The 13917-nt window shown below is 60.9% G+C and carries 14 protein-coding genes; 7 read left to right on the top strand and 7 right to left on the bottom strand.

Translation table 11 applies throughout. The features are described 5' to 3' along the window. Positions 1-16: 16 nt before the first annotated feature. The gene (locus tag AC1RKH_RS04650) at positions 17-1168 is read right to left on the bottom strand and encodes an acyl-CoA dehydrogenase family protein (protein ID WP_493061314.1); all 1152 of its coding nucleotides are present in this window, start codon (positions 1166-1168) and stop codon (positions 17-19) included. Between the two features lie 3 nt (positions 1169-1171). Further along, a complete protein-coding gene (locus tag AC1RKH_RS04645; protein WP_493061313.1) occupies positions 1172-2278 on the bottom strand; it encodes an enoyl-CoA hydratase/isomerase family protein in 1107 nt (368 codons plus the stop codon). A 458-nt stretch (positions 2279-2736) separates the two neighbouring features. Between AC1RKH_RS04645 and AC1RKH_RS04640 the strand changes: the two genes are divergently transcribed. The 7 genes from AC1RKH_RS04640 to astA all read left to right on the top strand — a co-directional run bounded on the left by AC1RKH_RS04640 (position 2737) and on the right by astA (position 8603). Then, the gene (locus tag AC1RKH_RS04640; RefSeq protein ID WP_493061312.1) at positions 2737-3516 is read left to right on the top strand and encodes a transporter substrate-binding domain-containing protein; all 780 of its coding nucleotides are present in this window, start codon (positions 2737-2739) and stop codon (positions 3514-3516) included. A 39-nt stretch (positions 3517-3555) separates the two neighbouring features. Continuing rightward, positions 3556-4317: an ABC transporter permease gene (locus AC1RKH_RS04635; RefSeq protein ID WP_493061311.1), complete on the top strand. Its 762-nt coding sequence runs from the start codon at positions 3556-3558 to the stop codon at positions 4315-4317. Further along, positions 4314-5024, top strand: coding sequence for an ABC transporter permease (locus AC1RKH_RS04630; RefSeq protein WP_493061310.1), 711 nt, complete (start codon positions 4314-4316; stop codon positions 5022-5024). The genes AC1RKH_RS04635 and AC1RKH_RS04630 overlap by 4 nt, the downstream gene beginning before the upstream one ends. 76 nt (positions 5025-5100) lie before the next feature. After that, entirely contained in the window at positions 5101-5862 is a 762-nt protein-coding gene (locus tag AC1RKH_RS04625; protein ID WP_493061309.1) for an ABC transporter ATP-binding protein, read from the top strand. Between the two features lie 12 nt (positions 5863-5874). Next, on the top strand, positions 5875-6351 hold the full coding sequence (locus AC1RKH_RS04620; protein ID WP_493061308.1) for an Lrp/AsnC family transcriptional regulator: 477 nt from the start codon (positions 5875-5877) through the stop codon (positions 6349-6351). Between the two features lie 282 nt (positions 6352-6633). Continuing rightward, complete coding sequence (gene ctlX / locus AC1RKH_RS04615) at positions 6634-7569, top strand: citrulline utilization hydrolase CtlX (RefSeq protein ID WP_493061307.1); 936 nt, start codon at positions 6634-6636, stop codon at positions 7567-7569. Next, positions 7569-8603 (top strand): arginine N-succinyltransferase, encoded by a 1035-nt coding sequence (gene astA / locus AC1RKH_RS04610; RefSeq protein ID WP_493061306.1) that lies wholly within the window; start codon positions 7569-7571, stop codon positions 8601-8603. The genes ctlX and astA overlap by 1 nt, the downstream gene beginning before the upstream one ends. Here the strand turns inward: astA and AC1RKH_RS04605 are convergent. From AC1RKH_RS04605 to AC1RKH_RS04585, 5 genes are all read right to left on the bottom strand, one after another. Beyond that, positions 8600-9304, bottom strand: a complete 705-nt coding sequence (locus tag AC1RKH_RS04605; protein ID WP_493061305.1) for an HPP family protein — start codon at positions 9302-9304, stop codon at positions 8600-8602. The two genes, astA and AC1RKH_RS04605, sit on opposite strands and share 4 nt — an antisense overlap. Positions 9305-9461: 157 nt before the next feature. Then, the gene (locus tag AC1RKH_RS04600; RefSeq protein WP_493061304.1) at positions 9462-10637 is read right to left on the bottom strand and encodes an MFS transporter; all 1176 of its coding nucleotides are present in this window, start codon (positions 10635-10637) and stop codon (positions 9462-9464) included. Between the two features lie 16 nt (positions 10638-10653). Then, the gene (locus tag AC1RKH_RS04595) at positions 10654-12111 is read right to left on the bottom strand and encodes an MmgE/PrpD family protein (RefSeq protein ID WP_493061303.1); all 1458 of its coding nucleotides are present in this window, start codon (positions 12109-12111) and stop codon (positions 10654-10656) included. After that, positions 12108-12995 (bottom strand): polysaccharide deacetylase family protein, encoded by an 888-nt coding sequence (locus AC1RKH_RS04590; protein WP_493061302.1) that lies wholly within the window; start codon positions 12993-12995, stop codon positions 12108-12110. The genes AC1RKH_RS04595 and AC1RKH_RS04590 overlap by 4 nt, the downstream gene beginning before the upstream one ends. Continuing rightward, a complete protein-coding gene (locus tag AC1RKH_RS04585; protein ID WP_493061301.1) occupies positions 12988-13836 on the bottom strand; it encodes a polysaccharide deacetylase family protein in 849 nt (282 codons plus the stop codon). The genes AC1RKH_RS04590 and AC1RKH_RS04585 overlap by 8 nt, the downstream gene beginning before the upstream one ends. Positions 13837-13917: the final 81 nt, after the last annotated feature.

Genomic DNA, 13917 nt, shown 5'->3' with positions numbered 1-13917 from the left:
GCGATGCTTTTAGGCTTTACACCAGATAGTTCTTCAACTCCCGCGCAATCACCATCCGCTGAATCTCGCTCGAGCCTTCGTAAATCTGCGTGATCCGCGCATCGCGGTAGTAGCGCTCCACCGGATAATCTTCCAGATAACCGTAGCCGCCGTGAATCTGTATGGCGGACGAGCAGACCTTCTCGGCCATCTCCGAGGCAAACAGCTTGGCCTGCGAGGCTTCCGACAGGCAGGGCTTGCCGGCGCTGCGCAACCGTGCGGCGTGGAGGATCAGCAAGCGCGCGGCGTTCAGTTGCATGTGCATGTCGGCCAGCATGTTGGCGATGCTTTGGTGTTCGATGATCGGCTTGTCGAACTGCACCCGGTCACGGGCGTAGGCCAGCGCTGCTTCGAAGGCTGCACGGGCGATGCCCAGTGCCTGCGCGGCGATGCCGATGCGACCGCCTTCGAGGTTGGACAAGGCAATCGCCAAACCCTTGCCGCGTTCCCCCAGCAGGTTGGCTTCGGGGATAGTGCAGTTGTTCAGCGTTACCGCGCAGGTGTCGGAAGCGCGGATGCCCATCTTGTGTTCGCTGCGGTCGACGATAAACCCCGGGGTGTTGGTCGGCACCAGAAACGCTGACAAACCTTTCTTGCCCAGGTCCGGGTCGGTCACCGCAAACACAATCGCCAGTTTCGCCCGTTTGCCGTTGCTGACGAACTGCTTGGCGCCATTGATCACCCACTGGCCGTCGCGCAGTTCGGCGCGGGTGCGCAGGTTGTGCGCTTCGGAACCGGCCTGCGGCTCGGTCAGGCAGAAACAGCCGATGGCCTGACCGCTGGCCAGATCCGCCAGCCAGGTCTGTTTCTGTTCTTCAGTGCCGTAGTTGAGGACCGGCCCGCAGCCCACCGAGTTGTGAATACTCATCAAGGCGCCGGTGGCGCCGTCGCCGGCAGAAATCTCTTCCACCGCCAGCGCGTAGGCCACGTAGTCGACGTAAGTACCGCCCCATTCTTCGGGGACCACCATGCCGAGCAAACCCAGCTCGCCCATTTTTGCCACCAGCGCGTCGTCGATCCAGCCGGCTTTTTCCCAGGTCTGGGCGTGGGGGGCGATTTCGCCGCGGGCAAAATCCCGGGCCATGTCGCGGATCATCACTTGTTCTTCGGTCAGTTCGATATCGTGCATGGCTCAGCTCCCGCTCTGGTCAAAACCGCTGAAGAAACTCGCAACCTGTCTGGCGTCCAGCGCCTGCACGGTCGGAGGATTCCAGCGTGGGCTCTTGTCTTTGTCGATCAGCAAGGCGCGGACGCCTTCGATCAGGTCGCCGCGTTCGAACCACTGTCGGTCCAGATGCAGTTCGAGGGCGAAGCAATTTTCCAGGCTCAGCTGACGACCGCGCCGCAACATCTCCAACGTTACACCCATGGCGAGCGGTGAACGACTGTCGAGCAGGTCGGCAGTGGTGATTGCCCAGTCGTGACTGTCGGCAATCGTAACGGTGCGCAGTTGCTCAACGATGCTCGGCACATCCGGCAGGGCGAAGAAGTGGTCGATGGCTGGTCGCAGTGCCTGCAAGGGGGCGTCGGGCAGTTGCTGTACCGCGAGTTTGGCCAGCAGACCTTGCAGGTCCTTGAGCGGGGTGTCGTGCCACTTGAGGCTGTCGAGGCGTTGATCCAGTTCGGCGAGTTTTTCGCTTTCCAGATACCAGTCGGCCAACCCGCAATACAGCGCATCGGCGGCGCGAATCTGCACACCACTGACGCCAAGGTAGATACCCAGCTCGCCGGGAATCCGTGGCAGGAAGTAGCTGCCACCGACGTCCGGGAAGTAACCGATGGCCACTTCCGGCATCGCCAGACGGCTGCGTTCGGTGACCACCCGCAGGTCTGCGCCTTGCACCAGGCCCATGCCGCCGCCGAGGACAAAACCGTCCATCAACGCCAGTACCGGTTTGCGGTAATGGTGGATCGCCAGGTCGAGGGCGTATTCCTCGACGAAGAAGTCTTCATGCAGGGTGCCGCCGCTTTTGAAACTGTCGTACAGCGAGCGGATATCGCCGCCGGCGCAGAAGGCTTTCTCGCCAGCACCGCGCAGCACCACGGCGTGGATGTGCGGGTCACGGGACCAGGCATCGAGCTGTTGGTGCAGGCTGCGGACCATGTCCAGGGTAATGGCATTGAGGCCGGCGGGGCGATTGAGGGTCAGGTGGCCAATGTGGTTGCGGACCTCGGCCAGCACTTCGTTGGCGGTGGCATCAATGCCTCGTGTCGCCTGGGATGAAACCTGAGCAGTCATCACTAACTCCCTGCTTTTATTGTTCTTTATAGAAGTGTTCGCGCGCGAACGATGCCGGATCGTAGCAGTGCAAATTTGCGATGTACAACCCGGATAGATGCAGGTCCGGTCTGCATTTTTGCAATACCCGCAGGCTCATCCATCGCATAAATACCCTAATAGGGCATTCACGACAGAATCGGCTGTGAAAATGCCGACATCAGCACAAGCGAGCTGTCTGCGACGGCCCTTTCGACACCTCGACACAATCGTCTGTTGGCATTCTGGCCTTCCATTCGAAGCCGTCTGCGCCAAGGGTTTCAGGGTGGGGTGTGGCCGGCCTTTGGCGGTGCACCGAACACAAACAATAAGAACGCTGCTGCGGCAGATGCCGCATCGACTCTCTGTTCCTGCCCATAAAGGCGTCCAGGCCTGCGTGCCCGGTCGCGATAATTCCAAACAAATCGGGACTTACGAAGATGAAAACCCAATGGCTGACTTTGCCTGTACTCGCGTTGCTGTTCTGCTCGGCCGGCGCTAGCGCCAAGGAGTGGACCGAGCTGCGCTTCGGCACCAACCCAAGCTACCCGCCGTTTGAGTCGACCACCGCCGACGGTGGCGTGCAAGGCTTTGGCGTGGACCTGGGCAACGCGATCTGCGCCGAACTGAAGCTCAAATGTGTGTGGGTCAGCAATGACTTCGACGGGCTGATTCCTGCGCTCAAGGCCGGCAAGTTCGACGCCATCGAGTCGTCGATGACCGTCACTGACGCACGCCGCAAGCAGATCGACTTCACCGACCGCCTGTACGCCGGGCCGACCGCCATCGTCACCCGCAAGGATTCCGGCCTTGAGCCGACCGCCGAGTCGCTCAAGGGCAAGACCATCGGCTTCATGCAAGGCACCATTCAGGAAACCTACGCCAGGGCCAAACTGGCGCCGGGCGGGGTGAAACTGCGCGCCTATCAGAACCAGGATCAGGTCTACGCCGACCTGGTTTACGGCCGCCTCGATGCTTCGATTCAGGACAAGCTGCAAGCGCAGATGAGCTTCCTTACATCGCCACAAGGCGCCGGGTTCAAGAACAGTGAAGGCATCAGTGATCCGCTGGTGCCGGCGGACATTGCCATCGGTGTGCGCAAGGACAACGACGAGCTCAAAGGCATGCTCAATACCGCCATCAAGGCCCTGCACGAGAAGGGCATCTACGCGCAGATCCAGAAGAAATACTTCGGCGATCTGGACCTTTACAACAACTGATCAGCGCACCTGAGGCATTGGGCCGTGGTTCACGACCCAATGCCTCGCTGTGGTGCTTCAAGACAGGTGACTTGCGTGAATACCTTCCTCAATGCTCTGGGTCTGGATTTCTCGGCCCTGCAAGGCTATGGCCCACTGTTGCTGCACGGTACCTGGGTGACCCTGAAACTCTCGGCGCTGTCGCTGGTGGTCAGCATGCTGCTGGGCCTGCTTGGTGCGGCGGCCAAGCTCTCGCCATTGCGGCTGCTGAACCTGCCGGCAACCTTTTACACCACGTTGATTCGCGGTGTACCGGACCTGGTGTTGATGCTGCTGATCTTCTACAGCCTGCAAGGCTGGCTGAGCAGCCTGACCGAATTCATGGGATGGCCGTACATGGAAATCGACCCGTTCGTGGCCGGTATCGTCACCCTCGGGTTCATCTACGGCGCTTATTTCACCGAGACCTTTCGTGGCGCGATCCTCAGTGTCCCTCGGGGACAACAGGAGGCCGGTGCGTCGTTTGGCCTGAGCCGCTGGCAGCGTTTTCGCTATGTGGTGTTCCCGCAAATGATGCGCTTCGCCTTGCCGAGCCTGGGCAACAACTGGCTGGTGCTGCTCAAGGCCACGGCGCTGGTGTCGATCATCGGCTTGTCGGACCTGGTCAAAGTTGCGCAGGAGGCCGGCAAAAGTACCTTCAATATGCTGGACTTTTTGTTACTGGCGGCAGCGCTGTACCTGCTGATCACCAGCGCCTCGAACTATGTTTTGCGCGTCCTTGAACGGCGCTACAACCAGGGCGTACGGGGGATGACGCGATGATTGAATTGATCTCTGAATACTGGAAACCGTTCCTGTTCAGCGATGGCTACACCTTCACCGGTTTGGCCATGACCTTATGGCTGCTGGTGGTGAGCATCGTGCTCGGGTTCTGTCTGTCGCTGCCGCTGGCGATCATGCGCACGTCCAGCTGGGGCCTGCTGCGCTGGCCGGTGCAGCTGTTCACTTATGTGTTTCGCGGTACGCCGCTGTATATCCAGTTGCTGATTTGCTACAGCGGGATCTACGGCATCGCGGTGGTCCGTTCGCAGCCGTTGCTGGAAGCGTTCTTTCGCGATGCGATGAATTGCACTTTGCTGGCGTTCACCCTCAATACCTGTGCCTACACCGTCGAGATCTTCGCCGGGGCGATTCGCAGTATTCCCTACGGTGAAATCGAGGCGGCCCATGCCTACGGCCTGAGTGGCTGGCGCTTGTATGTGCAGTTGATTCTGCCCTCGGCGTTGCGTCGGGCGCTGCCGTATTACAGCAACGAAGTGATCCTGATGCTGCACGCCACGTCCGTGGCCTTCACCGCGACCATTCCGGACATCCTCAAGGTCGCTCGGGACGCGAATGCCGCGACCTTCATGACCTTCCAGGCATTCGGTATCGCCGGGCTGCTGTACCTCGGGCTGTCATTCGGGCTGGTCGGCGCGTTTCGTCTCGCAGAGAAGCGTTGGCTGAATTTCCTCGGGCCGGCTCACTGAAATCTGGAGCCGGCTTTTTTCCTCCCTCTTTCTGTCCAGAACGCTGTCGCCAACGGCAGCGCTCCAGGAGTGTTCCATGTACAAGCTGACCGTTGAAAATCTGTATAAACGCTTTGGTGACAATGAAGTGCTCAAGGGCGTCTCGTTGAATGCCCGCGCCGGTGATGTGGTGAGCATGATTGGTGCCAGTGGCTCCGGCAAAAGCACTATGCTGCGGTGTATCAACTTCCTTGAGCGGGCGGATGATGGCGCCATCGAGCTGGACGGCGAGCGGATTGTCACCCGTCAGGCGGCCGGCGGCATGCGCGTTGCCAACCCGGCGCAGTTGCAGCGCTTGCGCACGCGGCTGGCGATGGTGTTTCAGCACTTCAACCTGTGGAGTCATCTGACGGTGCTGGAGAACATCACGCTCGCGCCGTGCAAGGTTCTGGGTGTCAGCCGCAAGGACGCTGAAGCCAGCGCCCGGGCCTACCTGGACAAGGTTGGTCTGCCGCAACGGGTGGCCGAGCAGTACCCGGCATTCCTGTCCGGCGGCCAGCAGCAACGAGTGGCAATTGCTCGGGCGTTGGCGGTGGAGCCACAGATTCTGTTGTTCGACGAGCCGACCTCGGCCCTCGACCCGGAACTGGTGGGTGAAGTATTGAAGGTGATTCAGGCCTTGGCCGAAGAGGGCCGGACCATGCTGATGGTGACCCACGAAATGGGCTTTGCCCGGCAGGTGTCCAGTCAGGTGCTGTTTCTGCATCAAGGCCGGGTCGAAGAGCAGGGCGATGCAACGATTCTCGACCAGCCAAAAAGCGAGCGTTTGCAGCAATTTTTATCGGGCCGTTTGAAGTGAGGCAAAACGTACATGGCGGACATCCGCGATATGTCGATCGTGCTTGATCGAATCGATCAGGCGATCATTGAGGTGCTGCGCCACGAAGGGCGCATCACCTATCAGAAGCTTTCCGAGCGCGTGCACCTGACGCCAAGGCCATGCCTTGAACGGGTGCGCAAACTCGAACAGCTCGGCGTCATTCGTGGCTACGGGGCGATTCTCGACGAGAAGAAACTGACCCCTGGCTTGTCGCTGCTGGTGCTGGTGGCGCTGTCGAACCAGAGCGGACGCGCCGCGCAGAAAGCTTTCGAAGCCAAAGTCCGCGCCTGCCCGCAGGTGCTGGAGTGCCAATTGATCAGCGGCGCCTTCGACTACAGCCTGCGGATGCGCTGTCGCGACATGGAACACTACCGGGTGCTGACCGAAGTCTGGTTCGACGACCCGGACCTGCACATCGACAAACTGGTCAGCCACCCTGAGCTGGCGATGGTCAAAACCTCCTCGTAATCACACAACTCTTCTCGTTCCCACGCAGACGGACATGATCGTTCCCACGCTCTGCGTGGGAATGCAGCCCGTGACGCTCCGCGTCACCTATCAAGGGCGGACGCAGAGCGTCCAATGAGGCGTTACCACGCAGAGCGTGGGAACGATCAATGTCCCACCAAATCGGCTGCAAGCCCCCTCGTTTTCAGCCATTTCCTGCACTGCCTCCCTCCTTATCAGCCGGGTTTTTCCGGCGCCGAATCAGACAATGAGCACCTCTCAACCCTCATTGATTCTGTGCCCATGCAAACCACCAATACCGTTTTGATGATTCGCCCGACACGTTTCTCCTTCAACCAGGACACGGCCGCCAACAACCGTTTCCAGCGTCCCGCGGCTGCGGCCGAAGACGTACAACTCAAGGCCCTGCAAGAGTTCGACGGCTACGTTGCGGCCCTGCGTGAGCATGGGATTGAAGTCATGGTGCATAACGACAGCGAAGCACCGCATACCCCGGATTCGATCTTTCCGAACAATTGGTGGAGCAGCCATCCCGACGGCACCCTGGTGCTGTACCCGATGCAAGGCCATAACCGCCGTCTTGAGCGCGACAAAGGCGTACTCGACTGGCTGCGCGATGCCTACCGGATCGAGCAATTGCTCGACCTCTCCGGCCTTGAGCAGCAGGAAGTGTTCCTCGAGGGCACCGGCAGCATGGTCCTCGATCGCGAACAGCGGATCTGTTACGCCGGCTACTCGACCCGTACCCATGCCAAAGCGCTGGATCAGTTGGTCGAGCACCTCGGCTATGAGCTCTGCGCATTCAACGCGGTGGACCGTCACGGCGTGGCGATCTATCACACCAACGTGATGATGAGCGTCGGCACGAAACTGGCGGTGGTCTGCCTGGAATCGCTCAGCGACCTGGACGAGCGCAATGCACTGCGCTCACGCCTGGAACGCAGCGGCAAGCAAGTCTTGACCCTGAGCTTCGATCAACTGGAGTCCTTCGCCGGCAACATGCTCGAAGTGCACAACCGTGCCGGCGAGCCCTTACTGGTGATGTCGCGCACGGCCTGGCGGTCGCTGCATGCCGACCAGCGCCGGATGGTCGAAGCGTATGCCAAACCTCTACCCGTAAACATCGACACCATCGAGCGAATTGGCGGCGGCAGCGCGCGCTGCATGCTCGCGGAAGTCTATCTGCCTAAACGCGTGAGCCCACAGGAGCACCATTGATGATCGTCCGTCCTGCAACGATGAATGACCTGCCGGCGCTGCTGGCACTGGCCCATAGCGCCGGCACCGGTTTGACCACCTTGCCGGCCGATCCCGGACGTTTGCGTCAGCGCCTGGAATGGGCCGAAAAAACCTTCGCCGGTGAAGCCGAACGGGCTGATGCCGATTACCTGTTTGTGCTGCAGGCGGACAACGGCGAAGCCGTCGGTATCTGCGCCCTGGCTGGCGCGGTTGGGCTGCGCGAACCTTGGTACAACTACCGGATGGGGCTGTTTGTCGCCGCCTCGAAAAATCTCGGGATCAACCAGCAATTGCCGACGCTGTTTCTCGGCAATGACATGACCGGTCAATCGGAACTCTGCTCGCTGTTTCTGCACGCCGGTCATCGCAGCGGTTTGAATGGTCGTTTGTTGTCCAAGGCGCGGTTTCTGTTTCTCGCCGAATTCCGTCAGTACTTTGGCGACAAGGTGATCGCCGAGATGCGCGGTTATTCGGATGAAGAGGGTGTCTCGCCGTTCTGGGAGGGGCTGGGCCGGCACTTTTTCAAGATGGATTTTGCCGACGCCGATTACCTCACCGGGCTGGGCAACAAGACCTTTATTGCCGAGCTGATGCCCAAGTTCCCGCTGCCGACCTGCTTGCTGCCCGAGGCTGCGCGGGCGACGATCGGCCGGGTTCATCCCAACACCGAACCGGCGCTGGGGATGCTCAAGGCTGAAGGTTTCGAGCACAAGGACTACATCGACATCTTTGACGGCGGCCCGTTGATCGAGTGCGCAACCGGCGACATCCGCGCCGTGCGCGACAGCCAGGTGTTGCAGTTGAGCATCGGTACGCCGGGAGAGCAGGCGGCGGTCTATCTGATTCACAACCGCCAGTTCGCCGATTGCCGGATCACCGCTGCACCGGCGCGGGTCGCCGCCGGGACCTTGATTGTCGATGCACAAACCGCCAAGGCACTGGGGTTGAGTGCCGGATCTTCGGTGCGGGCGGTGAGCCTGGCTGTGCCGGCACGGCAGCTGTCAGCAGCTTAGCGGCTGCCGAACACCTCACCGATGCTGCGACGCTTGGCGTGCAACTCGCTGGCGTGGATCAACTGCTCAAGGTCCTCGGGCGTGACGTCGAAGAACTCCTGCATATCGGCCAGGGCCAGCTTGAGGTCTTCGGCGGTAATCGCCAACGCGTCTGCGGGCGGATGGTCGGCGGGCACCGCCGAGACCGGTTCAATGTGGCCCTTGGGGTAACGGATTCGGGTCAGGTTGTTATAGGCCAGGGCGCTGAACAGCATGCACGTCGCAGCGAGCATCACCGGCCCGAGTTCGCGCCAGTCCATAGCGATGGTCGCCGGGTCCGCCAGCACCAGCAGTAACGCCAGCGCTCCGGCCGGCGGGTGCAGGCAACGCAGCCAGCACATCAGAATCAGCGCCATGCCGGCCGCCAGACAGGCGCTGCCCAACGTTCGCCCCAGCACATGGGCCACCAGCAGCGACACCACTGCCGCGCAGAGGTAGCCGCCGAGAATCGACCACGGCTGCGCCAGTGCGCCGGACGACACCGCAAACAGCAACACCGCCGATGCGCCCAACGGGCCGATCAAGTGTAAGGCCACGTCCATCCCGAATACTTGGCCGCAGACCCAGACACTCAGCAGTGTGCCCAGAGACATACCAATAGCGGCGCGGCTCCATTCGGATGGTCGGGTGTTGATGGCAGCGGGTATCCAGCGAGCGAGCATAACGAAAACGATCCAGTGGCAAAGAACAGGCAAAAAGAAGGGCTTGTCTGGATCACCAGAAAGCCCTTTAAGCGTTCCAACATTTGGGGGAGGAACCGGCACAGTGTGCCGATCTATCCGCCAGCTGACAAATTCATATTAATGCGGTTTGAATGCATTATTTTTGAAGTGTAGCGACGCGTCGGCCGCTCAGGAAACACAGCAGACCACCCATGGCCGTCATTGCACTGAGGGCATAGAACATCGTAGCCGGTGCGCTGTGGGTCAACAAAAAGCCGCAAATCACCGGACTCGCCGCGCCCCCCAGTGCCGCGAGGTTCTGCGCGCCGTAGTAACTGCCGCGCAACTCTTCCGGGGCCAGGGTGTCGACGAACAGGAACTCTGCCGGGTAGATGATCATTTCGCCGAGGGTGAAGACAAACATCGCCAGGCACCACTGCACCAGGTTCTGCGCGAAGCTGAAGCCGATCAGCCCGAGGATGAACAGGCTGCTGCCGATGACGATCCAGTAACGCAGTTGCTCGCGTTTGAGGAAGCGGCCGATCTGGTACTGCAAGAGAATCACGCTGATCGCGTTGCAGGCGAGGATCGCCGCCATGGTTTGCAGCGCAATGTGCTCGTTTTGCGTCACCAGCAGGTATTGCGACAGGTACAGGGTAAAACGCCCGTGAACCACGGTACTGAGCAGACAGCCGCAGGTGAACATGATCAGCGTGCGGTCGTTTTTCAGGGTCACCAGGGTTTTCAGAAAACTTTGCGGCTGGCCGAGCGCTGCGTCCTTGGCGGATCCGGGAACTCCTCTCATCAGGAAGGTGCTGAAAAAAGCGATGCCACCGGCAATCAGGAACGGTGCCAGTGGCTGCACGCCGGCGATCACCACCCCAAGCATCGGGCCGGTGGCGTAGCCGATATTGGTCAGGGTGTAACGCAGCGAAAACGCCTTGGCCCGCTGGCCCATCGGCAGGTTTTCACTGAGGATGGCTTTGGAGCCGATCAGAAACAGTGCCGAAGCGGTCTCGGTAATCACCAACGTCAGCGTGGTCAGGTAAAGGTTGTGGGCGAAGGTCAGCAGGACGAAGCCGACAGAACTGGAGAGCATCGCCAGAATCAGCAACCGGCGTTTTTCCAGGCGGTCGATGATGTAACCGCCATACAACGCGAGCAGGGTGGCGATGAATACCGCGACGCCCAGCAGCAGGCCGACGTCTTGTTGGTTCAGGCCCAATTTGTTGCTGAGGAACAGTGTCAGCAGCGGGCTGGTGATAGCGCGGCTGACGACGATGGTCAGCGAGCAGATCATCAGGCGGCGAATAACGAGCGAGTAAGTGGCCACGGTGGTGCGGATGTCCTTATTTTTTTGTGTTCGGATGATCGTTCCCACGCTCTGCGTGGGAATGCCTCACCGGACGCTCTGCGTCCGCTTTTGGGACGCAGAGCGTCCCTGGCTGCATTCCCACGCAGAGCGTGGGAACGATCAACTTACCGACCGATTGCAGTTTTTCCAGTTGCCACAACTGCTTCAGCAATCCAGTTGCCTGTTCCTCCGGCAGCACCCGCGTCGCCAGGCTGAGGAATTTCTCCTCCAGCGCTGCATCACTCAACGGATTCCCCGGCGCGCCCAACGGCACCTCGACACACAGGCTGACCTGGCGTCCATCGCGGCTGCGAATGCTCACGACCGGCTCGCCATCCTCTGACAGTTGCGGATCCACTACAAGGTGAATGCGCGACATCCAATGAGCGATTTCTGACGCGCTGCGTTGTTCGTCGTCGTAAGCCTCAAGCCGGCAGTGACCATGGACCAACCGCGCGGCCAGGGCATACGGCAGACTCATTTGCGCGGCAGCCAAACTGCCGACATCACGCCCGCCGCACATCTCGTTGAGAAAACCGCACAGCAACACCTGGACGTCTTCCAGCTGATCGGCCTCGATCTGCAATTGCTCAAGCAACAAGCCCAAGGCATCGATGGCCGAATGCGTGCCACGGCATGACGCGTAAGGTTTGATCGAGCAGCGGGCGAGTTTCCACACCACGCCAAGCTCCGCGTCCAGCGCCTCGGGCTGCGCGTGTTCAGCCGCGAGGGTCTTGAGAAAGCCGCCCCAAACGTCGTCGAACAACTTCGTTGGCCCGCTGATCCCTTGCTCGGCAAAGCGTGCCGCGAGCAGGCCACCTTCGGCAGCGCGGCCGCTGTGAAGCTTTTTGCTTTGCGAGCCATCGTGGATAAACGCCCAGAGACCGCCGCTGAAACTGCCGGCAATGCCCAGTGCAGCGAGCGTTTGTGCCTGATCAAGTCCGAGTATTCGCGCACTGGCCGCCGCTGCACCGAATACGCCGCAGGTGGCAGTCGAGTGCCAACCGGCGCCGTTGTGCGCCGAGTAACCGCCACAGGCCTCAAGCACGCGCCGACCGATTTCATAACCGATCACCACGGCGGTGATCAGCTCGCGACCGCTCACGGGTGCGGGACTCAGGCTGACCGCCGCCATCACTGCGGGCAGCACCACCGCGCCGGAGTGATCGCAGCCGCCGGTATCGTCCAGTTCCAGCGCATGGGCGGCAATGCCATTGAGCATTGCTGCCTGCGCCGCACCGACATGCTGCTCGGTGCCCCAGACCAGCGTTTTGCCGTTTTCATTGGCAAAGGTTTGCCGGGCGGCGACGGCAATTTCACTGGCGGCCCCGGCCAGGGTCGCGCCGACGGTATCAAGAATGTGTCGCCTGGCTTGTGCCACCAGTGCCGGCGGCAAGTCTTCGAAACGGGTCTCGACGCAGAATTGCGCCAGACGCTGCAATCGTTCGCTCATGGCAAGTACGCTCGATAATGCCGCTCATATACGGCTGACGGATGTTCTTCGTCCATCGGTGCGGCGCGCTCGGCCCACCACTGGGCGACTTCGCCCGCCGTGGCGATCCACACGTCGTCGTGTTGCTGGATACCCAGCAGCAACTCGCGCAGGACACCGATGCGCCCTGGGGTCGCGATGATTTCCGGGTGCAGGCGCAGCACGTAGCACAGGCCAAAGCGATGAAACCCGGCGAAGTCCATTTTCAGGTTGCCCAAGGTGTGGCTGTAAGAGGCAATCCGCGATTGCGCGGGAGGCACCGCCGGGCTCAGGTTGAACGCGAAGTACGGTTCGTCCTCCAGCTCATAGTGCAACGGCAGTTCGATCACCTCGGGCGCCGTCGGATGGGCGAACGGCAGGTCATCGCCGCGCCAGCACGACGACCAGCGAATACCTTGCTCGCGCAGCGCCTCGGTAAATCCCGGTGCCCAGTTGCCGGCGGGAATCCGGAAACCCGTTGGGCGCTGGCCGGTAATGGCCGCGAGTGCCTGGCAGCCGTGCTCAAGGGCGGCGGTCTGCTCAGCCAGGCTCAGGGTGTCGTAGTTCTGGTGGCGATAACCGGCGCAGGCAATTTCATGACCGGCCGCCTGGATCGAGCGGATATGTTCCGGGTTTTCTTCGGCAACGATGCCCGGTACGCACCAACTGCTGGAAACACCCAGCTCCTCGAACAGACCGAGCAAGCGTTCGACCCCACGTTGGGTGCCGTAGCGCCACACCGACAGGGTCTTGTCGCGACCGGCGACTTCCGGGGCCTGGGTCAGGATGCCGTGCACGTCGTTATAGTCGACGGTCAACACCACCGCGCAACGGTAGCCTTTGGGCCAGACAGTCGACTCAGCCATGTTGATGCTCCTTGAGCCACCAGTGGGCGACATCGCGGCAGGTGGCGAACCACACGTCATCACGCGTGCGCATGTGCTCGAAGAGTTTCTCCAGCAGCAGAATGCGCCCCGGTTTGCCGGTGATCTTGGGGTGGAAGAGGGTGGTCAGGCACAGCCCTTCATTCATTGCGCCGTCGTACTCGCGGCACCAATTGTCGAGGGTCAGCTCGTAGCTGGCGGTACGGTCCAGCCCCGAGGGAAAGTCCGGCGCACGGGTGTAGGCGATGGAGGCGTAATCGTCCATTTCCCAGCGGCCGGGAATTTCCACCAGCGGGGTTTCATAGCCCGGGACCTTCACCAGATACGGCCGATCATCGCCGCGCATGCTGCTGGAGTAAGTGACGCCGGCCTCTACCAGCATGGCCGGTGTCTCGGCCCGCCAGTCTCCGGACGGAGTGCGAAAGCCTTCTGCGCGGATGTTCAAATGCTGCCAGAACACCTCGCGGCATTTATTCATGACGTCCTTTTGCTGTTCCAGTGTCAGCGCATAGAAGGACTCGTGTTTGTAGCCGTGGTAAGCCACTTCATGCCCGCGCTCGATGATCGACTGGCACTGTTTCGGCCAGTTTTCCACGACCCAGGCCGGGACGAAGAAGGTGGTCGGGATGCGGAATTCGTCGAGCAGGTCGAGTATCCGTGGCAAGGCCCGATACGGTCCGTAACCGCCAAAACCGAAATACTCGGGCTTGTGCCAGATCGAACCGTTGAGCATTGCATCGCCGGTGGGGCCGTCGAGATCGAAGGCCAGGGCCAGGCAGGCGTTGTGGCCGTCGGGCCAAGTCGGTTGGGGCGAGGAGGACATCGTGGCGCTCCATTGATCTATGTGTACAACGCAAAACCTGTGGGAGCGAGCTTGCTCGCGATGACGGCAGCACATTCAAAA

The organism is Pseudomonas sp. GW822-FHT06B12, assembly GCF_058799675.1.
The sequence above is the reverse complement of the archived record's forward strand: the minus strand, read 5'-3'. Positions and strand labels throughout refer to the sequence as shown.

Coding starts and splice junctions, on each gene's coding strand:
- AC1RKH_RS04630 (WP_493061310.1), top strand. CDS start 4,314: ATGATTGAATTGATCTCTGAATACTGGAAACCGTTCCTGTTCAGCGAT.
- AC1RKH_RS04585 (WP_493061301.1), bottom strand. CDS start 13,836: ATGTCCTCCTCGCCCCAACCGACTTGGCCCGACGGCCACAACGCCTGC.
- AC1RKH_RS04595 (WP_493061303.1), bottom strand. CDS start 12,111: ATGAGCGAACGATTGCAGCGTCTGGCGCAATTCTGCGTCGAGACCCGT.
- AC1RKH_RS04605 (WP_493061305.1), bottom strand. CDS start 9,304: ATGCTCGCTCGCTGGATACCCGCTGCCATCAACACCCGACCATCCGAA.
- astA (WP_493061306.1), top strand. CDS start 7,569: ATGATCGTCCGTCCTGCAACGATGAATGACCTGCCGGCGCTGCTGGCA.
- AC1RKH_RS04590 (WP_493061302.1), bottom strand. CDS start 12,995: ATGGCTGAGTCGACTGTCTGGCCCAAAGGCTACCGTTGCGCGGTGGTG.
- AC1RKH_RS04635 (WP_493061311.1), top strand. CDS start 3,556: ATGCCTCGCTGTGGTGCTTCAAGACAGGTGACTTGCGTGAATACCTTC.
- AC1RKH_RS04620 (WP_493061308.1), top strand. CDS start 5,875: ATGGCGGACATCCGCGATATGTCGATCGTGCTTGATCGAATCGATCAG.
- AC1RKH_RS04625 (WP_493061309.1), top strand. CDS start 5,101: ATGTACAAGCTGACCGTTGAAAATCTGTATAAACGCTTTGGTGACAAT.
- AC1RKH_RS04650 (WP_493061314.1), bottom strand. CDS start 1,168: ATGCACGATATCGAACTGACCGAAGAACAAGTGATGATCCGCGACATG.
- ctlX (WP_493061307.1), top strand. CDS start 6,634: ATGCAAACCACCAATACCGTTTTGATGATTCGCCCGACACGTTTCTCC.
- AC1RKH_RS04640 (WP_493061312.1), top strand. CDS start 2,737: ATGAAAACCCAATGGCTGACTTTGCCTGTACTCGCGTTGCTGTTCTGC.
- AC1RKH_RS04645 (WP_493061313.1), bottom strand. CDS start 2,278: ATGACTGCTCAGGTTTCATCCCAGGCGACACGAGGCATTGATGCCACC.